Annotated in this window: 19 protein-coding genes, 1 tRNA gene and 2 pseudogenes; 14 read left to right on the top strand and 8 right to left on the bottom strand. The window is 26.1% G+C overall.

Annotated features, from left to right (window positions below):
• Window positions 1-1,283: pseudogene (locus Q0K52_RS11125) on the top strand (hypothetical protein); the annotation flags it as partial.
• A 26-nt stretch (window positions 1,284-1,309) separates the two neighbouring features.
• A complete protein-coding gene (locus tag Q0K52_RS11120) occupies window positions 1,310-2,005 on the top strand; it encodes a ribonuclease HII (RefSeq protein ID WP_297299397.1) in 696 nt (231 codons plus the stop codon).
• Between the two features lie 978 nt (window positions 2,006-2,983).
• Here Q0K52_RS11120 and Q0K52_RS11115 read toward each other — a convergent pair.
• A complete protein-coding gene (locus tag Q0K52_RS11115) occupies window positions 2,984-3,139 on the bottom strand; it encodes a hypothetical protein (protein WP_297299395.1) in 156 nt (51 codons plus the stop codon).
• A gap of 280 nt (window positions 3,140-3,419) precedes the next feature.
• Here Q0K52_RS11115 and Q0K52_RS11110 point away from each other — a divergent pair, with 280 nt between their 5' ends.
• The 7 genes from Q0K52_RS11110 to Q0K52_RS11080 all read left to right on the top strand — a co-directional run bounded on the left by Q0K52_RS11110 (window position 3,420) and on the right by Q0K52_RS11080 (window position 9,047).
• Window positions 3,420-4,223, top strand: coding sequence for a Cof-type HAD-IIB family hydrolase (locus Q0K52_RS11110; protein ID WP_297299394.1), 804 nt, complete (start codon window positions 3,420-3,422; stop codon window positions 4,221-4,223).
• Window positions 4,224-4,284: 61 nt separating this feature from the next.
• Window positions 4,285-4,357 (top strand) — tRNA-Gly (locus tag Q0K52_RS11105).
• Window positions 4,358-4,444: 87 nt separating this feature from the next.
• A complete protein-coding gene (locus Q0K52_RS11100) occupies window positions 4,445-5,755 on the top strand; it encodes a trigger factor (protein ID WP_297299392.1) in 1,311 nt (436 codons plus the stop codon).
• Window positions 5,756-5,810: 55 nt separating this feature from the next.
• On the top strand, window positions 5,811-6,392 hold the full coding sequence (gene clpP / locus Q0K52_RS11095) for an ATP-dependent Clp endopeptidase proteolytic subunit ClpP (protein WP_008723572.1): 582 nt from the start codon (window positions 5,811-5,813) through the stop codon (window positions 6,390-6,392).
• A gap of 168 nt (window positions 6,393-6,560) precedes the next feature.
• A complete protein-coding gene (gene clpX, locus Q0K52_RS11090) occupies window positions 6,561-7,793 on the top strand; it encodes an ATP-dependent Clp protease ATP-binding subunit ClpX (RefSeq protein WP_297299390.1) in 1,233 nt (410 codons plus the stop codon).
• Between the two features lie 127 nt (window positions 7,794-7,920).
• Window positions 7,921-8,484: an elongation factor P gene (efp, locus tag Q0K52_RS11085; RefSeq protein ID WP_297299388.1), complete on the top strand. Its 564-nt coding sequence runs from the start codon at window positions 7,921-7,923 to the stop codon at window positions 8,482-8,484.
• Window positions 8,484-9,047: a hypothetical protein gene (locus tag Q0K52_RS11080; protein WP_297299386.1), complete on the top strand. Its 564-nt coding sequence runs from the start codon at window positions 8,484-8,486 to the stop codon at window positions 9,045-9,047. Before efp ends, Q0K52_RS11080 begins: the two co-directional genes overlap by 1 nt.
• Window positions 9,048-9,671: 624 nt before the next feature.
• On the opposite strand, the gene Q0K52_RS11075 is transcribed toward Q0K52_RS11080, so the two are convergent.
• Window positions 9,672-9,893 (bottom strand): DUF2905 domain-containing protein, encoded by a 222-nt coding sequence (locus tag Q0K52_RS11075; protein WP_297299399.1) that lies wholly within the window; start codon window positions 9,891-9,893, stop codon window positions 9,672-9,674.
• Window positions 9,894-9,895: 2 nt separating this feature from the next.
• Complete coding sequence (locus Q0K52_RS11070; protein WP_297299384.1) at window positions 9,896-10,582, bottom strand: TrkA family potassium uptake protein; 687 nt, start codon at window positions 10,580-10,582, stop codon at window positions 9,896-9,898.
• A 256-nt stretch (window positions 10,583-10,838) separates the two neighbouring features.
• Here Q0K52_RS11070 and Q0K52_RS11065 point away from each other — a divergent pair, with 256 nt between their 5' ends.
• Window positions 10,839-11,513, top strand: coding sequence for a hypothetical protein (locus Q0K52_RS11065; protein WP_297299383.1), 675 nt, complete (start codon window positions 10,839-10,841; stop codon window positions 11,511-11,513).
• Window positions 11,514-11,644: 131 nt separating this feature from the next.
• Here Q0K52_RS11065 and Q0K52_RS11060 read toward each other — a convergent pair whose 3' ends face one another.
• From Q0K52_RS11060 to Q0K52_RS11045, 4 genes are all read right to left on the bottom strand, one after another.
• Window positions 11,645-11,983 carry a hypothetical protein gene (locus Q0K52_RS11060; protein WP_297299380.1) on the bottom strand — a complete coding sequence of 113 codons (339 nt, stop codon included), beginning with the start codon at window positions 11,981-11,983 and terminating at the stop codon, window positions 11,645-11,647.
• Window positions 11,984-12,066: 83 nt separating this feature from the next.
• Complete coding sequence (locus Q0K52_RS11055) at window positions 12,067-13,044, bottom strand: ankyrin repeat domain-containing protein (protein ID WP_297299379.1); 978 nt, start codon at window positions 13,042-13,044, stop codon at window positions 12,067-12,069.
• 55 nt (window positions 13,045-13,099) lie between these two features.
• Window positions 13,100-13,684, bottom strand: coding sequence for a GNAT family N-acetyltransferase (locus Q0K52_RS11050; protein WP_297299376.1), 585 nt, complete (start codon window positions 13,682-13,684; stop codon window positions 13,100-13,102).
• A gap of 506 nt (window positions 13,685-14,190) precedes the next feature.
• Window positions 14,191-15,081: a polyprenyl synthetase family protein gene (locus Q0K52_RS11045; protein WP_297299375.1), complete on the bottom strand. Its 891-nt coding sequence runs from the start codon at window positions 15,079-15,081 to the stop codon at window positions 14,191-14,193.
• A 163-nt stretch (window positions 15,082-15,244) separates the two neighbouring features.
• Here Q0K52_RS11045 and Q0K52_RS11040 point away from each other — a divergent pair, with 163 nt between their 5' ends.
• Both Q0K52_RS11040 and purD read left to right on the top strand, forming a co-directional pair.
• The gene (locus Q0K52_RS11040; protein WP_297299372.1) at window positions 15,245-16,165 is read left to right on the top strand and encodes an Rpn family recombination-promoting nuclease/putative transposase; all 921 of its coding nucleotides are present in this window, start codon (window positions 15,245-15,247) and stop codon (window positions 16,163-16,165) included.
• Window positions 16,166-16,249: 84 nt separating this feature from the next.
• A complete protein-coding gene (gene purD / locus Q0K52_RS11035) occupies window positions 16,250-17,503 on the top strand; it encodes a phosphoribosylamine--glycine ligase (RefSeq protein ID WP_297299370.1) in 1,254 nt (417 codons plus the stop codon).
• 146 nt (window positions 17,504-17,649) lie between these two features.
• Here the strand turns inward: purD and Q0K52_RS11030 are convergent.
• Window positions 17,650-19,646, bottom strand: a pseudogene (locus Q0K52_RS11030) (FUSC family protein).
• Between the two features lie 130 nt (window positions 19,647-19,776).
• On the opposite strand from Q0K52_RS11030, the gene Q0K52_RS11020 reads away from it, so the two are divergent.
• Both Q0K52_RS11020 and Q0K52_RS11015 read left to right on the top strand, forming a co-directional pair.
• The gene (locus tag Q0K52_RS11020; protein ID WP_297299365.1) at window positions 19,777-20,280 is read left to right on the top strand and encodes a hypothetical protein; all 504 of its coding nucleotides are present in this window, start codon (window positions 19,777-19,779) and stop codon (window positions 20,278-20,280) included.
• A 50-nt stretch (window positions 20,281-20,330) separates the two neighbouring features.
• Window positions 20,331-20,714: an META domain-containing protein gene (locus Q0K52_RS11015; RefSeq protein WP_297299363.1), complete on the top strand. Its 384-nt coding sequence runs from the start codon at window positions 20,331-20,333 to the stop codon at window positions 20,712-20,714.
• The last annotated feature ends 567 nt before the right edge of the window (window positions 20,715-21,281 follow it).

Here is a 21,281-nt window from a genome sequence, read left to right as displayed (position 1 = left end):
ACGAAGAATTAGTTAACACTGTAAACGAAACAATCAATCAGAACAATGCTAAGTACGAAGAATTGATTAATAATTTAGGTTCAAAATTAGATGAGAGCAAAGAAGAATTATCTAATAAAATAGATGAAAAAATCGAACAGAATAACACTAATTATAATAGTGTAATGTTGGAGCAGAATCTTAAAACTTTCAAAGAAATATCCGGTTTGAGAAAAGGTCAGAAAGATTTAGAAGAAAGTTTGAATGAATCTATCAGTCAGAACAATGCCAAATATGATGAATTAATAAATAATTTAAATACTAAATTAGATTCACAGAAAGAAGAACAAACAAGAGTTTTAGAGGAAGAAATATCTAATAAGATAGACGAAAAACTTGAACAAAATAACATTAATTATAATGCTGTAATGTTGGATCAAAATCTTAAAACTTTCAAAGAGATATCAGGTTTAAGAAAAGGTCAGAAAGATTTAGAAGAAAGCGTTAATGAAACTTATGCTAAATATGATAGATTGATTGAAAGTTTAAATAGTAAATTAGATAATCATTCAGAAGAACAAAAAAACTTTATTACTGAAAATGTTAATAATGTATTGAATGAAGCTTTAGATAAAAACGCTTCAAAATATGAAGATTTAATTGCTGAGAGTGAAAGAAAATTTGATGCTGTAATGTTAGAACAAAATCTTAAAACTTTCAAAGAAAATGAAAGCATAAAGAAAAAACAAAAAGATTTTGAAGAAGAAGTTCGTCAGTATTTTGAAAAGAATGATGAAAAATATAATAAAATTAGCGAGCAAATAAATGAGATACTAGAGAAAAGCGGTATTAAATATGATGATTTTATAGAAGAATTAAATCAAAAATTAAATATGCAATTTGATGAGCAGAAAGAATATTTCTCTATAAAAGATAAAGATTTAGATAACAAGTATGAGGCATTTATAAGAAATATTAATGAAATATTAGATAAAAATAATGTTAAATATAATGAATTGGTTTCTAATATCAATAAATATAATACAAGCAGAGTATTAAATTCAAATAGAGTTGCTGATTCTTCTAATTATCATTCTAATGATAGATTGGTTAATTATATAGAAAATAGATTTGATGAAGAAAGTGCTAAAACTTCAAAAAGAATAAAAAAATTAGAAGATAATCAGATAAGAAATGATAAAGAAATTAAAAGAGTAAATAAAAAGGTAAGCGATGTAGCTATAGTATCTGTTTCTATTTTTATAATTGCTGTTATAGTATTCCTTGCTTATCAATTATTATAATGCATTTATGGAGGATTTAAAATTTTATGGATATGTTTGAAGATAAATATAATTCCTCCAATTATGTAGATAAATTTGCTTATGAAAAAGAGTATTTATCATTAGGTTATAAATATATATGCGGTATAGATGAGGTAGGCAGAGGCTGTTTATTTGGCCCTGTTACTGTTGCTGCTGTTATAATGCCTTTAGAATTGGATAATGATACTAATATAGTTAAAGAGAACATAGTAGAAGAAGTTGATGATTCAAAGAAAATATCAGCTAAAAAAAGAGAAGATCTTTATGATAAAATTATAAATAAAGCTTTATGCTACTGTGTTTATTCTGTTGATTCAAAAACTATAGATGAGATAAATATTTATAATGCTACAAAACTTGCTATGATTAAAGCTGTAGAAGGTTTATCTATAAAGCCTGATATTTTATTGATAGACGCTGTAAAATTAGAAACAGATATAAAACAATGCTCCATAACTAAAGGAGATTTTAAATCTTATAGTATAGGATGTGCAAGTATTGTAGCAAAAGTAACCAGAGATAGAATGATGGACGAGCTTCCTGAAGAATATCAAAAATATAAAGTATCAAAGAATAAAGGTTATGGAACCAAAGAGCATATTAAGGCTATAGAAATGTATGGAGCAAGCGATATGCATAGATATTCCTTTGACCCTATAAAATCCAATAATAAGAAAGAAGAAGATAATTTATTGATATAAAATTTATTAATTTCTTATTTTGATAATTATATTTTATTTATAAATTAAAATGTTTTATAAGTTTAATAGAATTATATTTTTTGATAGTTTTTATTTATAATCATTTTCTATAATAATAATTTTTAGTATATACTGAAACAATTTCATTTTGCCGACTACTGCACATTATGTAATATTATCAACTTTTTTGCCACACAAAAAAGTTTTTATCCTTCGGATACGCTTCGCGAAAACGCAATTGCTATAACTTTATATTTTAAGAATATGTATCAAATATGGTATAATACCCTGATTTTAGGTTAAAAATGCAGTTCTTTTGGTTCTTTTATACCAATAAAAGAACTGGGGTATGGGGCAAAGCCCCAGATATAAAAACAAAAATATAAATTTATTTTTGACAAAATATAATTGTTTAGGTATATACTAAGAATTTTTAACTTTGTCAATTTTTTTGTTGTTCTTTTTCACTCCGCATACGCTCTGCGGACTTTGTTAAAGAACCATATATCCTCGATAAACTCGGATACGCTTCGCGAAAGTGTAAATATAAAATTAGTATTAAATCATACTAAAATTGTCTTACATGTAAAATAATTTATTAAATTAAAGCCAAAATGTAGACTTTCGCCGTAGGCGGGCTGTGCCTACTTTTTTGTGGCAATACCACCCTAAAGGACTTCCTATGGTCGCAGGCACTCCTTTCAGTCGCAAAAGAAGTTGGGGTTGTGGCAAAGCCCCAAATATAAAACCAAAACATAAATTTATTTTTGACAAAGTATATTTGTTTAGGTATATATTAGAATTTTAAGAGTTAAGAGAAATTTATAATACTTTTGATAAAAAATGAAAAAATAGTGATAAAAATAAATGGGACTATCTCCCACAAATAGTCCCATTAACTTTAATGAACAAATAACTAATTAATTATTAAAGTAAAAAACTAAAAAACCGATAATTATATACGAAAAAGGAATAATGTTACCCTTGAACGTTTAAAGCACCGCCTGTAATTTTAGGTTCTACTTCGACTGTAGCTGTTTTTTCAGAAAAATTGTTTCTAACAGTTACATTTACCCCGCCTATTGAAGTAACATAAGTATTAGTTGTGTCACTTGTTGTAATAGCTGTAACCATATTTGTAAACTCCTTTTAAAATATAGCTTTGTTCTAATTTTTATTATACAATATTATAAAAAAATAAACAAACATTATTTTTTTATTTTTTTATTTTTTATTTTAGAGTTTATATATAATAATTTTTAGTATGAAAAGTACTAATATTGATTATAAAATTTTATTAATTTATAAAAATATATGTTATAGAAAATAAATATTTGTAGTATATGTTTGAAAGATGTTTATAATTTGATTGTTAATACTTGTTTTTGCTAAATTTTATGATAATATATTTTTTATGAATAAGAATATAAAATTAATAGCAACAGATTTAGACGGAACATTTTTAAATAGTGATAGCGAAATAAGTGATTATAATAAAAATGTTTTTCAATATTTGATGAAAGAAGGTATAGAAATAATACTTTCTACAGGCCGAGCTTTTAATGGTATGCAGCGTTATAAAGAGATAATTAATAATGATAATTATTCTATAGTTTCTAATGGTTCCATGATAGCTGATACTAATGGAAATTTTGTATATAATAAAGTAATAGATGAAAGCTATTCTAAAGCGATAATCGATTTGCGTAAAAAGTATAAAGTATATTTGCATGTTTATAGCGGTGATAAATACATAGTTTCAGAACCTGATTTTTATTATGAAAGATATATAGAAAAAGAAAATATCACAGATACCATAGTAGGACTTGAAAATATTGAAGATTTTAATTTCAGCAAGATGGTATTTATAGGCGATAATGATGAATTATTAAAGCTTCAAAATGAAATAAGATCAAATTTCGATCTTCATACATCGTTTTCGCACCCAAGTTTTTTAGAGATATTGGCTAAAGGAATCAATAAAGGAAGTGCCTTAAAATGGCTATGTGAGAAGAAAGGCATAAATAGGGAAGAAGTGATTGCTTTCGGCGATAATTATAATGATATAGAAATGATTGAGTATGCCGGTGTTGGTGTAGCTATGGGAAATGCTGAAGAAGATGTGAAGAAAAAGGCTGATTATGTAAGTTTAAGCAATAATGAAGACGGAGTAGGAAAATTTTTAAATAATTTCTTAAATTTGAAAATATTTTTATGATTTTTAATATTGAGAGTGTTGACATTTTTTTGTTTTATGGTATATTACTATCAATGTCTATGCGGGAATAACTCAGTTGGTAGAGTTTCTGCTTGCCATGCAGACTGTCGCGGGTTCGAGCCCCGTTTCCCGCTCATCTTGAACCCCAGTAGATGTTTTCTATTGGGGTTCTTTTTTTATATAATTTATTTAATTTTAAAGTTTAAAGGGTATTATTGAAAATGGATATTAAAGATTTAAATTTTGAAACTTCAACTGATGATAAAGATCTAGTTACACTTAACCTTACAATTTCTAAAGAAGCTTATGATAAAGAATTACAAAAACAAATAGAATATTATAAGCCTAGAGTTAATATTAAAGGTTTTAGAATAGGTCATGCTCCTAATAATATTATACTTTCAAGATATAGAGAAGCTTTGGAAGGTGCTACTAATGAGGTTTTAATAGAAGAAGCTTGGAATACTTATCATGATGAAAAAAATGTTAAGGCTTTAGGTACCCCTAAACTTTTAAATTTAGAAAATAAAGAAGACGGCTTACATCTTAGTTATGAATATTATCCTATACCTGAATTTGATTTGCCAGATTTATCTTCAATAAGTGTAGAAAAAAATAAATATTCTGTTGATGATAGCGTAGTAGAAGAAGCTTATAAACTTTCTTTACAAAGATTCTCTCATTTTGATGAAAGTGAATCAAAATCAGAAATAGGCGACAGAGTTCAAGTAAAAATAGAATTCGATGATGAAAATAACAAAAAATACAATAAAGAATTAACAGTAGTTGCAAGCGATGATGAAGATGACAGTATATTCGCTAAAAATGCTGTTGGTGTAAAAAAAGATGATAAAAAACTTCTTACTACTTATGTAGACGGAGCAGAAGCTACTTTAATAATGAATATATTAAAAGTAGAAAAACCAGATATGAAAGATGATTCAAAAGAAGAAGACAGACAAAAAGTAAAAGAATCATTAAAAGATCATTTAGTAAAAAGAGCTGAAGATAAAGCTGACAGCGAACTTATAAATGATACTTTATTCAATAAATTAATAGAATTAGTTAATATAACACTTCCAAAAGGTTATTACGAAGAACAATTACAAATTTCTTTAGATGAGTTTGAAAGAAGTATGTCCAGCAGAGGTATGAGCAAAACTGATTTCTTAATTTCTGTTGCTAAAACTGATGCTGATATCAAAAAAGAATATGAAGAAAGTGTAAGAAAACAAATCACTTTTGATATGATTATGGCTAAACTTGCTGAAACTTATAAAGATTCTATTACAGTAAATGAAGAAAAAGCAAAAGAATATGCTAATAGAATGTATCAGTATCAAAGCTATATGGGACTTTCAAAACGCCCTAAAGAAGAACAGCAAAATATTATTAACTATATAATGCGTGATGCTCAAAATAGAGCAACTTCTGAAGCTATTTTAGATTATGTAAAAGATCATGTTAATGTTACAGAAAAAGATGCTGGTAAATTTAAACCAGAAGAAAATGATGTTTGGGGCGGATATTAATTTATAAATAGTCTTTAGAAACTAAGAGGAAATTATGGATTTGGAGAAAAATTATATGACTATACCTTATGTAATAGAACAGACAAGCAGAGGTGAGCGTTCGTACGATATATATTCAAGACTCTTAAAAGATAGAATTATCTTTTTGGGCGGAGAAATCAATGATGATGTTGCTAATATAGTTATAGCACAGCTTTTATTTTTGGAATCTGCTGATCCTGAAAAAGATATATCTTTATACATAAATAGTCCCGGCGGTGTTGTAACTGCTGCTTTAGGTATGTACGATACTATGCAGTATGTTAAGCCTGATGTTGCTACTTTATGTGTAGGACAGGCTGCTTCAGCTGGTGCTTTACTTCTTGCAGGCGGTGCTAAAGGTAAAAGATTTGCTACTGCTAATTCAAGAATAATGATACACCAACCTTCAGGCGGTTCAAGAGGTATGGTTACTGATATGGAAATACAATTGAAAGAAACTATACGTCTAAAAAGCATACTTAATAATATTATGGCTAATCATACAGGTCAGGATATTAAAAAACTTGAAGCTGATATGGACAGAGATTATTTCATGAGTGCTGATGAAGCTAAAGAATATGGAATAATAGATAAAGTTTTTTCTAGCAGAGAATAATATTAAATTAAATATAATAAATAAAGCTAATATTCTTTAATAAGTTTATTAGCTTTATTTTTTAATTTTTTTATTGCAATAGTTATATTATAATATAAAATATACTATCTTAACTTATTGCAGCTTTAATATTTTGTATAAAATAATATAGTTGAAAATTGGAGAATTATGTCTAAAAAGGGTAATGATAAAAAAGAAGTTTGTTCTTTATGCGGCAGAGAATTAAAAGAATTAAGCAGATATATTGAAGGTAATGAAGGATATTTATGTTCTGATTGTTCTGCTATAGCTAATGATTATTTTAATATACATTCTCAAAACAGAAAAAAAAGCAAAGAACATGAAATAACTATACTTCCTCCAAAGCAAATAAAATCTTTGCTTGATGAATATGTTGTAGGTCAGGATTATGCTAAGAAAGTATTATCTGTAGCAGTTTATAATCATTATAAAAGAATAACTCAAAATATTGAAGATAAAAATGATGTGGAAATAGAAAAGTCTAATGTTCTTTTAATAGGACCTACAGGAAGCGGTAAAACATTATTAGCAAGAACTTTAGCTAAGGCTTTGAATGTACCTTTTGCTATCGCTGATGCTACTACAGTAACTGAAGCTGGTTATGTAGGTGATGATGTAGAGAATATTTTACTTAGACTTATACAAAATGCTGACGGCGATATAAAATTGGCTGAAAAAGGCATAATATATATTGATGAAATAGATAAAATTTCACGTAAAAGTGAATCACGTTCTATAACAAGAGATGTATCAGGTGAAGGAGTACAGCAGGCATTATTAAAAATAGTAGAAGGTACTGTTGCAACTGTTCCTCCTCATGGCGGAAGAAAACACCCTCATCAGGATAATTTACATATAGATACATCTAATATACTTTTCATTTGCGGCGGAGCTTTCATTGACATAGAGAAATCTATTGCAGAGCGTACATCAAAAAAAGGTTTAGGTTTTGCAGCAGAAGTTAATTCTATGGATAATCTCAATTATGATGAGATAATGAAAAGTATTTCAACAGAAGATTTAGTTAAATATGGTCTTATACCAGAGCTTATAGGAAGACTTCCTGTTATAGCTACTTTAGAAGAACTCAAAGAAGAAGAACTTTTAAAGATATTAAAAGAACCTAAAAATGCTTTAACTAAACAATATCAAAAATTATTCTCTTATGATAATATAGAATTAAAAATAGATGATGAGGCATTAAAATCTATAGTTAAAAAGACTATGGAAGAACATACAGGAGCTAGAGGCTTAAGAGCTTTATTTGAACGCGTTATGCTTGATGCTATGTATGATATGCCTACAGACGATAAAGAAAAACAAGTATTTGAATTAAATAAAGAATACGTTGACAGCAAATTAGGTATTACTGCTGAATGATTTTATTTATATCAAGGCAGTTACAAACAATTAAAAAATATTTTACACTAAAAATATAAAATTGTTATCTTACAGTTTTGTTAATTAATAAAAATAAATAATCAAAAATTTTTTTTAGGGGTTTTTAATGTTACCAGTAAATGATTTAAGAAAAGGCGATGCTATAATTTTAGACGGAGAAACTTATTTAGTTGTAGACGCACACTTTCACAGAGCACAGCAAAGAAAAGCAAATGTGAAAACTAAATTAAAAAATATGCTTAAAGGAAATATGATAGAAAAGACTTTCTCATCTACTGAAAGTGTTGAAGAAGCTGATATATCATATAAAAAAGCTCAATATCTTTATGAAGAAGGCAATAATTATATATTTATGATTTTAGATAATTATGAACATGTTCATGTAGATGCTGATATATTGGGCGACAGCAAATATTATTTATTAGACAATAGTGAAGTTGATTTACAATATATCAATGATGAGGTTACAGCAGTACGTTTCCCTATACATGTTATATTAGAGGTTACTTATACAGAACCAGGTTTCAAAGGCGATACTACAGGTTCTACTTTAAAGCCTGCTAAACTTGAAACAGGTATAGAAGTTAATGTTCCTTTATTCATCAATATAGGTGATAAAATTAAAGTTGATACTAGAGATGACAGCTACGTTGAACGCGTAAACAAATAATGTTTTATATAGTTTCTATTATATTAGCTTTATTTATATTAATAACTATATTCTTTGTAAACGTTAATTTTTTAATATATATTGCAATAGCTTTATTTATACTTCATATAATATTTACTAAATCTATTTTTATGACTATAAAAAAGCTATTGCATTTAATTCCTTATTTCTTAGCTATATTAATAATTCAGGCACTTAATTCCAGAGGCGAATATTATAATGTTTTTGGATTTTATATTGATAAAGTAGGTGCTGATTTCACTTTTATTTATTTTATCAGAATAGCTGCAGTTCTTTATTTTTTATCTATTTTCTTTTTGATAATGAAAAAATTAAAAATACCTAATGGATATTTATTTGATGAAATGATTAGAATTAGTATTTTTATGAAAATAGTGAAAAAATCTTTTTTATTAGAGTTTAATAAGATAAGAGATAAAAATAAAGATTTTAAATATAAACTTAATTTAATAAAAAATTTATTAGAGAATGTTTATAATGATTCTTTTAAACTTTATCCTTATGATATATTCATAAACTACTATAGACAATTAAAAAAATAAATTGTACCTAAACAACTATATTTTGTCAATTTTATATTTTGTAAATGTAAATTATAATTTTTTTATAAAATAAAATATTATCTAATATTACCAAAACATGTTTTATTTGTAATACTACTTATTATTTTTTATACAAAATAATAAGTAATCAGCCGCATACTTACAGTACTTCCTTCGGTCGCGTATAGTTGGAATTTGATAAGATGAAACAGTGCCGTGCGGAAAGGTGCCCGCGAAGCGTACCGAGCTTGTTGAGGTAGATCTCGCGGTTGACAAAGTTAAAAATTTTTGGTATATACTAAAAATTTTTAACTTTGTCAATTTTTTGTTGTTCTTTTTCCCGCCGCATACGCTCTGCGGACTTCGTCAAAGAACCAAAAAGTGCAATTATGAAATTAGTACTAAATCATACTAAAATTGTTTTACATGTAATATAAATTATCAATTTAAGCTAAAATATAGCCCTTCGCCGAAGGCGGGCTGTGCCTGCTTCTTTGTGGCACGCCAAAGGCACTTCCTTCGGTCGCAAAAGAAGTGGGGGGGTGGGAGGCAAAGCCACCATAAACAATAAAATTGAAAAACTAAAATTGACAAATTATATTTGTTTAGGTATATATAAAAAATCTATTTTGAAAATTTAGAAATCAGCCAAACTATAAAAGATAAAACTATACTTGCTATAATACTTGTCATCAAAGGAAAAGCAAAAGTAAAATTCTCTCTTTTTATAACTATATCACCCGGAAGTTTTCCAAAAGGAATTTTTATATTAAATAAAAATAATATGCCAATGATTATAAAAATAATGCCTATAACTATAAAAAATTTAGCAATATGAGTATTCATCATTATTCAGACATCTTTTTATTCATTTTTTCTATATCTTTATCATGTCCTGCTATAATAAGTATATCGCCTTCAACCATTGGTTCTTCAGGATCAGGAGTACAATCAACTATTACCTTTTTCTCTCCTAATATGCCGACAGTTTCTTTTTTTATAGCAACAACATTAATTTTGTATTTCTTTCTTAAATCAAGTTCTTTAAAGTTTTTACCAGCAAGTCCTCCATGAACAGGGAATTCTACTATAGAATGATACTCTGTTAAATCATAAAGTAAAACAGTATCTGCCACTTCAAGCTGTTCAGCAATATGTATACCCATAGATTCTTCAGGGCTTACCAAATGTGTTATGCCTATCATGCTAAGTATTGCCTTATGCTTTTCATTTGAATACCTTGCTATAATGTTTTTAACATTCAATTCTTTTAAAAGCAATGCAGTTAATATACTTGTCATCATATCTTCACCTATTGTAAGTATAACCGCATCAAATTTATTTATTTCAATAGCCTCTAAAGCCTCTTTTTGAGTAGAATCCAATCTCATGGCTTGAGTTACATTGTTTTTTATAGCTTCTATTTCATTAATGTCATTGTCTATAGCAAATACTTCAATAGAAGGTTTTGTCATAAGTCTGTTGATTAATGCTTTACCTAAAGTACCAACACCTATAACGGCATACTGCAGCATAATAAATACCTCATAAAATTATAGTGCTTATATTATAGAATAATATAAAATTTTGTCAAAAATATTATTAAATTTAATTACAAATAAAAAATAATTACAATGTATTTACAGAAATATTACATTTTTACACTTTCAAAATGAACAAATTTACAAAAAATTTTAAATTCATATATTTTTATAATTTTTTTTTACATTTTTATTGTGAATTATGTTATATTTATACTAACAAAATAAAAAACAAAGAGGTCATAAATTTATGAAAAAAATAATACTTGTTTTAACTATATTAGCATCTATAGCAGCTGTTTCTTGTAACAGTAAACAAGCTCCAACAATAGGAGATAAACCATTAACATCTAATGTACCAAGCGATGACAAAACAGTAAAAACTGGAACTCCATTATCTCAATGGAATGACAGTGATGCTAACAAATCTATAACAGTAAATGCTTCAGTTGCTGCTAATAACAATACTGGAAACACTCAAACTCCTACAGGATACAATCTATTAGAAAGATTATATTCTACTACTTGGTATCAATCAGAATCAGATTATGATGATGGAAGATTAGAAACAGAAGAAGAATTTGTATTCTTTGATTCAACTTCAAGAATGGTAAAAAGAGAATATGAAAACGGTAAAATTGATGGAAGAGATGAATATTCTACATTAACACATATTAAAGATATAACTATTCCTAATGCTGCAGCTAATAAAGATAGAAATGCATGTATAGTTAGAAATGATGAAAAAGATGGTTTTGGATATGACACAGAATATGAAGGTTATTATTTAGTTGATAGAAATACTTTATATATAGTTGATGGTGATTATGAGGAAGAAGTAATAAGAAAATTAAATGATATAATATCTGGAAATACTCAAAGATATATAGAAGATAAGTTTGTATTATCTACTAAAGCATTATAATTTATAATATACTAAATAAAAAAAGAGTGGCTATTTTTAGCATCTCTTTTTATTTTTCAATATTAAATAAAAAAGGGGCTTAAATTAATTTTTAAGTCCCTTATTTTTTTACTTTTAAAAATCAAAAAATATTAATCATCGTTATTAGCTTGATAATTAAGTTTTACTAAATAATCTATTTTATCTACTACTTTTGTAAAAGGTTTTTCTACGCTAATCAAAGCTCTTTCAACATCATTTCCGTCTTCATCTTCTATATATATGTCATAGTATAATTCTTTGTGATCGTATTCATTTTCAAATGTAAGTCTTATAAATATGAAATTATTAATATTAATTCTATCCATTTTAGGTTCATACTCTAAGCGTTTAATTTCAGTATTTAATAATTCTTTTCCTAAATTCTCTACTATAATTTTGTAAATAGATTCTAGTTCTTTTCTTATATAATGCACATTATTATCAAACATTATAAAAACTCCAATATGATAATTTTTTTAGTATTATAATTATATAAAAATAATTAAATTTGTCAAAATATTTATTGAATAAATTAATATTTATCTAGTATAGATGCTACTTCTTCATCGCCTAATTCTCTTGCAATACTGGCTAGTTCTGCCGCTTTTTTATTAGCTAAATTAGGGTTAGCGTTATTATTAAGAAGCATCAAAGCTATTTCAAAATTGCCGTTTTCTATAGAATATGAAAGTGCTGTCTCTCCATCTTTATCAACAACATTTATATCAGCACCATTTTCAAGTAAAATATTGATCACCTCTGTAGATATATCTCTCATAGAAAATGCTATTAAAGGCGTAATTCCTGAATTATTAGCTTTATTTATATTTGTTGTTTTACATAATATTTTTACGGATTCTATATCATTTGCTATTAAAAGAGGAGTTATTCCTTCATCAGAAACAAGATTTATATTGGCACCATTATCAACTAGAAAAGTAACCACATCAGAATTAGAATTATCAGCAGCAAAGAATAAAGGACTCCAGCCGTTATTATTAACTGCATTAACATCTGCATGGTTCATAACTAAAAGCTCAACTACATTAAAATTACTGTCATATATTCCAATACCTTGTCTTGCCCATATATCTGTGGCATATAAAAGAGCTGTATAATTTCTTTTATTTTTTAAATTAACATCGGCTTTATTTTGTATAAGGGCATTAACTAAATCAGCATATCCATAATAAGAAGCTATCATTAAAGCAGTTGTACCTTCATCAAAAGTTACGCTAAGATCATATTCTGTATCTTCAGAGTTTATTATATTTGTAGTTGGAGATAAAGTGTTATTTACTGATACAGAAAGCAAATCTTTTATTATATCTATACAAGGGTTTCCTTCATATTTTTGTATTGCTTCTTCTAAAGGCATATCCTGAACAATATTATTTTCTACGTATATTTCATCTGTATTTTTTGAATTTTCATCTTCAACATTATTAGTTTTTTGAGAGCATGAAATAATAAATAAAATAGACAATAATACTACTATAATAAATCTCATAAATTATCCCCATACAATTAATTATAAATATATCATAACATATATTTTTATTATATCAATCAATTTCGATATTTTCTATAAAATGATTGCTGTACTTTTCTAAGTATCCTTTATATATTCTGTCCTTATTATCATCTAAATTTAATTGATACATTCTAAATACAACCAAAAAATTTTTAGGCTGCCATAATTCTTCATAGCTATATTTATAAGTCATACCTATTTTTTTCATTACTTCGCCGCTTGCAATATTATTTCTATCATGTGTGGCTGTTATATATTTTACATTATTTCTTTTAAGTTCTTCTATAACTGTTTTTGATGCTTCTGTTATTATGCCTTTGTTCCAATACTCTTTTTTTAATCCGTATCCGAAATCATTATTGTCATTATTGTTTTCAAGATGCACATAACCTATAGGTACATTATCTTCTTTTAAACATACTGCATATCTATAAAAATTATGATTATCATTTGTATCTAAATAAAATTTTTGTAAATGTAATTTAGTTTCTTCTAAACTTTTAAAAGGAAACCAAGGAAGGTATTTATTAACTTCTTCATCAGATAAAATACTGAATAGAGCTTCAGTATCATCAATATTAAATTTTCTTATTATGAGTCTTTGTGTATTCAACATTTTATTTTCCAAATATAATAAATGTATTTTATCAAGAATTAGTTCTTTTGTACATACTTCTTTATTGCCTAATTACATTTGCCCGCCCTATATCCTTTTAGTCTTTTTCCTATTTTCTATATTATTTTTCTTCTTTATTTTTACTGTTATTTTAGCTGCCCGCCCAAAATTTTTTTTTAAATTTATGATGTTTTTACCGCACGCAGAATAAAGCTAAAAATATATATTTATTTATAATTCAAATTTTTCTATATTATAAATTTTATTTACCGTGCGTTAGAAATATTTTAAATTTAAATAAAACTTGGGTGGGTGTTATAATTTCTAATTAAAGCAGAAAATATAATAAAAGTAAAAATTCTAAGTATATCCATAAATATAAAGGGTGGGTATGTAAATAAAATTTCTTAGAATAATTAAATAAAACAATACAAATATAATAACTGCTTTTATAAATGCAGAATTAAAAAATAATTCTCAATGTATTTAGTTATTTAACTATATTGTTATGATTTTCTTTCTATTATATAATTAGCTAATTCTATTAAAATATTTTTAGCATCATTATCAGTATAAGAATCTAAATATTTTACAGCATTATCAATAACTTTTCTGGCTTCTTTTTGAGCCCCTTCAAGTCCGAACTGTTTTACATAAGTTAATTTTCCTTCTTTTTCATCTTTACCAACAGTTTTACCTAAAGTTTCATTGTCAGAAATAACATCAAGTATATCGTCCTGTATTTGAAAAGCAAGACCTATAGCCTCGCCATATTTTGTTATGCTTTCAATATCTTTTCCTTGTGTATTTTCAGAAGCAATAGCACCAAGTCTTATAGCTCCTCTTATCATAGCACCAGTTTTTTTGGCATGAAGTATTTTAAGCATATCAAAGTTAATTTCTTTTTCTTCATAATATAAATCTATAAATTGTCCCATAACCATGCCATTAATACCAGCCGCATAGCTTAATTCAAAAAGTAATTCTCTTAAAGTAGAGTCTTTAACATCTGCTTTTGAAAGTAATTGAAATGCATGAGTTAAAAGCCCGTCACCTACAAGTATAGCATTAGCTTCTCCATATTTTACATGAGTAGTAGGCTTTCCTCTCCTTAAATCATCATTATCCATAGCAGGCAAATCATCATGAACTAAAGAATATGTATGTATAATTTCTAATGACATAGCAGGTATTATAGCTTTTTTATAGTCTCCTCCAAAAAGCTCACATGCTAAACAGGTAAGTATTGGTCTTAATCTTTTTCCTCCTGCATCTAATGGATATTTTAACATTTCTATGAAACTATTTTCTAATTCAATACTGCTTTTTTCAAAAATGGTTTCTAATGTTTTATTGATTTCTTCAAGTCTTATATTCATATATTCTTTAAGATTCATAATTTAATCCTGTTTTTATATTTTCTACCATTATATAGTAAGAAGTAAAAATGTAAAGAATAAAAAATAAAGCTTTCAATATGTGTTTTAATTGAATAAATTATTATTGTAAGAATTTAAATTAATACATTTACTTTTATAGTCTTTTTGTTATAATTTTTTTATGAGAAATATTAACAGAATGAACGATTACTTTGTGCGTTACCTTCTAGGATCTCTTGGTAATGAAGATATACTGGAAAATATAGTAAACTGTGTACTTAAAGATTCAAAATTTGAGGAAATACATAATTTGGAAATAATTAATCCTCATAATCTGCCTGAAAATATTAATCTCAAAGAATCTGTTCTTGATGTGAAAGCAAGAACAAAAGATAATAAAAAGATTATTATAGAGATACAATTATCTGGAAATATAGATTTTGTAAAAAGGATATTTTATTATATATCAAAAAATGTAGTAAGTGAAATTAATGAAAATGAACCTTATGATATTATTAGTCAGGTTATAAGTATTAATTTTGTAAATTTTAATATGGACTTTTATGATGAAGGTAAAGCACACAGATGTTTTAAATTAATAGATACTGAAAATCATAGTGTGTCATTAGATATGATGCAAATGCATATAGTGGAAGTACCAAGATTTATAAAAATTCTTAATAATTCAAATATAGACGATATTAAGAAAAATAAAATATTATCTTGGATAGAGTTTTTTACAGTTAAAGATTTAGATAAAGTTAAAGAAAAATTGAAGGAGGTTAATGATATTATGCCTAAAGTAATAGATAAATATGAAAGATTTATATCAAGTGAAGAAGAAATGGAAGTTTATAATGCTAGAGATGCTTTTTTATACGGTCAAAATGTAATGCTTAAAAAAGAAAGAGAAGAAGGTATAAAAGAAGGAATAGAAAAGGGTATAGAACAAGGTATAGAACAAGGTATAGAACAAGGTATAGAACAAGGAGAAAAAAATAAAGCTGTAAATATAGCTAAAAGTCTTAAAAAATCTGGTTTGGATATTAAGTTTATAAGTGATAATACAGGTTTAAGTATAGAGGAAGTAGAAAAATTATAATAAAAATTATTTATAATTTAGTTTATATTATAGATATTTACAAATAATTTTTGTATAAATAAAAAATCATAATAAGGAAAAAATATGAAAATATTAGTTATAGGTTCTGGTGCTAGAGAACATGCCATTTGTTATAATTTAAGTCAAAATGATAGAGTTACAAAAGTTTATTGTGCTCCTGGTAATGCTGGTACACAGAAAGAAAATAAATGCGAGAATGTGAAAATTTCTACTATAGATGAAATACTAAATTTTGCTAAGAAAGAAAGTATTGATTTGACTATTGTAGGAAGCGAAGAAATGCTAGTTTATGGAATAGTAGATAAGTTTGAAGAAAATGGATTAAAGATATTTGGTCCTAATAAACAAGCTGCTATACTTGAAGGTTCAAAAGCTTATTCAAAAAGTTTTATGAAGAAGTATGGAGTAAAAACTGCTGAATATGAAGTATTTACTGATAATAATAAAGCTAATGAATACTTAGAAAAATGCAGTTATCCTATAGTTGTAAAAGCTAGCGGACTTGCTTTGGGTAAAGGTGTTATAATATGCCAAGATAAACAGGAAGCTAAAAATGCTGTTGAAGATATAATGGTTAAAAAGATTTTTAAAGAGGCTGGTGATGAAGTTGTAATTGAGGAGTTTTTAGAAGGTGTTGAAGCTTCTATACTTTCAGTAACTGACAGTAATGTAATAATACCATTTATATCAGCTAAGGATCATAAAAAAGTAGGTGATAATGATACTGGAAATAATACAGGCGGAATGGGTGTTATTTCTCCTAATCCTTATTATACTAAAGAGGCAGAAGAATTATTCATTAAAGATATATTAGAACCAACATTAAAAGGAATAAAAGCCGAAAAAATGTCTTTTGCAGGTATAATATTCTTTGGTCTTATGATAACCAAAAAAGGCGTATATTTACTTGAGTATAATGTTAGAATGGGAGACCCAGAAACTCAGGCTGTTCTTCAGCTTTTAGATACTGATTATTTATCTATTATAGAATCAGCAATGAAAAGAGAATTATCAACTTTAAATATTAAATGGAAAAATAAACATGCATGCTGTGTAGTAATGGCATCAGGCGGTTATCCTGCTTCTTATAATAAAGGATATAAAATAGAAGGTATTGATAAAATAAATGGAAAATGCTTTATTGCCGGTGCTAAATTAGATGAAAATGCTGATATAGTTACTGACGGCGGACGAGTACTTAATGTTGTAAATATTGCTGACAGTTTGGAAGAAGCAAGAAAATTAACTTATGCTGACATTGAAAAAATAGATTTTAAAGATAAATATTACAGAAAAGACATTGGATTAATAAAGTAAGTATATATACTGAAAATTTTTAACTTTATAAAATAAAATTATTTTTTAGGTTTTGTTTATCATTTTATTGATTAAACAGAACCTAATTTTTATAATATATTTATATTTAAAAAAATTAATACATATTGTTTTACTATTTATAAATACTAAAGAATATTATCAATATTATTTTTTATTGAATTGTTAATATCATTAATAGAGTTAAAGCAATTTTCTAATCTGTAAAATATATATGAATTATTTTTTATCATTTCATTGCTTTTATTTTCATTATTATTGAATTCTATAATTTCATTTTTGAAAAGTTTGGCGCTATTTTCTAAAATACTTGCAATATACTCTACAAATATAAGCATATTATGTTTGTCTTCTGGTCTGTTATATTTCTTTATTAAATATATTATCTGTTCTGCTTCTACAATAAATTTTCTGTTACTTTCTATTAATGAATCAGTAATAGGAGTTCCTTTATATCTAGTTTGATTTTTTTCATGTATTATAATATTGTTTTTTATCATATAAGCTTTAAGCAGGCATTCATATAAGTATATAGAAGTTTCTTCATTATTGATTGCTTTTTTGATTTGATTTATGATTATAGTATCCATTTCTATAAGTTCGCTTATTTTATCCACCATACCTTTATGACTTTCTGTTCTTATAATGAAATGGTCAAATACCCATACTATTGATAAAGCTATAATTATAAATCCAACTCTTGATGAAGCGGACATCAATTTAGGCATATATGGAAATGAAGATATTAATGCAGATATTGTACCGTATATTTTTTTGAAAAATCCGTTTACAGAAGCTAGCGATAATACAAAACATATCCCTATTGCCGGTATAATCATATTGTATGGTATATATCTGAATAATGCAGAAAATATAAATACGCCTATAAAGTTGCCGATTACATTTATTTTTAAATTAATTTTCTGTTCTTCATAAAAATGGTATATCATAATATATGATAATATAGGAAGCCAGTATCCTCTTATAGCAATTTCATCTGGAAGGAAATATCTTACAGTGAATGATATGCACATTATTATGCCCATTTTTAATGAAAATCTAAAATGGCATTTATTGATATTGAATTCTTTTTTTAATCTTATAAATCTTAAATTTAAAAGCTTTTTTATTTCAAAGTCATCTTTTTTATTTTCAAACATATTTGATAATATTTTTTTTAATTTTCCTGAGGCATATACCCATTCATAATTACTTTTTTCATCGCTTAAACTATAATTATCATTAAAGTAATTGATAGCATTTATTATACTATTGAATTCTTTTTCATGTTTTGATATATCGCTTTTTAAAAGATTGGATATTCTATCGAGTATTTTGGATATTTGCTTAAAGTATTCTAAATCATCTTTTGTTAATTTATTTATATTCTTATATTCTTTATCTATAAGCTGATTTATATCTTCAAAAAATAATACCAATTCAAAATGATTAATATTTCTATTATTCATAATGCCATGTCTTTTTAATGAATCTACATATATAGCAGAAGTGTATGTATTTATTAAAGAAAATAACTGATCTTTTTCTAAAGGCTTATTATTATATAATAATGATAATTTTTTATTAATTAATTGTATAGTTTTACATGCCAAACTATTTGATAATTTATTTTTTGTAATCAGTTTATTAATGTATAAAAATATAAATACTATTAGTAATGCTGTTAATATAGCTTCCATTCTTTATGTATATTAGATATTGGTATATTGTATGCCTGTAATAATACATAGGTGAATCCATATATAAAATAGCTTCTAGGTACAAAATCATCAGATAATAAAAACACTATAGAAAAAGGAACTATAAAATTCAGAACTATAGTAAAAAATATATTCTGTTCAGCTATAGTGGCAAGGAAACCTAATAGAAGTATTCTAAACGCTACAGTTGGAAAAGATGATACAGTAAAACTTTGTCGCATTAAGGCACATATAAATATACAAACTACACCTATAGTAGAATTCTCTCTGCCGTATAATCTTGATGACATTACCAGTATAAATAAACCTACTAATACGCTTGGTATAAAGTCAATAGCTCTTTTTATGAATGCTATTAATATTTCTTTTTGTTTTTGATAAGAATACCTATTTATAAAAAGCATTGAATTTTATTAAAATTTTTATTATAATTTATATTAGGAAACTATATTATAAATATAAAAATAGTCAATAAATAATTTTTAGTAATTGTCGATATTAAAAACGATATACTTTAAGTGTCGGGAGTTAATTATGCCACCTGTAATCATAGAACATGAGGAATATCCATCAGTAGTAGTTATTGAATATAATAGTATATACAGAAATGAATTACAAAATTTTATACATAATATAAAAATAAAAGATAATAAAGAAGAAGTTTATACAGATCCTTATTTTAATAAAATAATTCATACTAATAATACTAATATAGGGCTATTAACTATAGATGGCAGAATAAATGGTTATTATTATATAAATAAAGAAGGTGTATTAAAATATATATATATGAATTATCCTTATAGAAGGAATGGTTTTGCTAAATTACTTTTAACACATGCTATTAAAGCAAATCCAAATATTCAGTTTGAGAAGAATTCTAATCAGGCTTATACTAGATTGATTGGTTCTCCAATATTTGAGGATATAATGAAAGGAAATTCTGCTGATGGCGGTGCTGATAATGGGGGCGGATTTGATACATTTGAAGACCTCAGCGGCGGCGGCAGCAAAGAAGGAGAACTTACTCTATTTTAACATTGAAAAAGTTCCTATATTTAATTATTTTATTAATATCTCTTTTATTAATGTCTTGTTCGCATAATATTTCTTCATTAAAAGAAGAAAGTGTTTATGTTGAAAAAATAAAAGTATATAAACTCATTAGTATGTATACATATATAGATATTACCATTAGTATAGATGATTATAAGGTATTTGGAAAATCAGCTATTAATGATTATTGGGCTAACTGTCAGATAGATGGAGATTTAATTTCCCTAGATATGATAAAAACTACAAGAAAAACGGATAATGCTGAAAAAAGAAGAATAGAAGGCGATTATTTATCTATACTTCAAACTGCCCGTGCATTTAAAATAGAAGATAATAAACTCATAATATATACAACTTTTATAGATGAGCCTCTTATATATGAAGAATTTGGTGAAATAGAGAAGCCTCAATTTTAATATAACTTTTATTTTTAACTAAATTATTATTATAAAATATTTTAATAAACTATTTTTAGTATATACCTAAACAAATATATTTTGTCAAAAATAAATTTATGTTTTGGTTTTATATTTGGGGCTTTGCCCACTGCGAAGCACACAGAGTGCATATCTGCGTGCTTACGCAACACCCCACTTCTTTTGCGACCGAAGGAAGTACTGTAAGTATTGCCACAAAGAAGCTATATCCTCGACAGGCTCGGATACGCTTCGCGAAAGGCTACATTTTGGCTTTAATTTAATAAATTATTTTACATGTAAGACAATTTTAGTATGATTTAGTACTAATTCTATTCTTGCACTTTTTGCAACTTTGACGAAGTCCGCAGAGCGTGTGCGGCGTGAAAAAGTTGACTAAAAAAAATGACAAACTCTAAAATTTTTAGTATATATTAATTTTTATTTATAAAGCAATTCAATTCTATGTTTTTTCAAAAAAATTATTAAAAATATGCACAGGAGCCAGACATATTGCATTAAGTATTCCTTAGTTTTTTAAAGTATAACATAGGTGTATCATAATTT

The sequence above is a fragment of the uncultured Brachyspira sp. genome, from assembly GCF_944390845.1.
Lineage (GTDB): Bacteria > Spirochaetota > Brachyspiria > Brachyspirales > Brachyspiraceae > Brachyspira > Brachyspira pulli.
The sequence above is the reverse complement of the archived record's forward strand: the minus strand, read 5'-3'. Positions and strand labels throughout refer to the sequence as shown.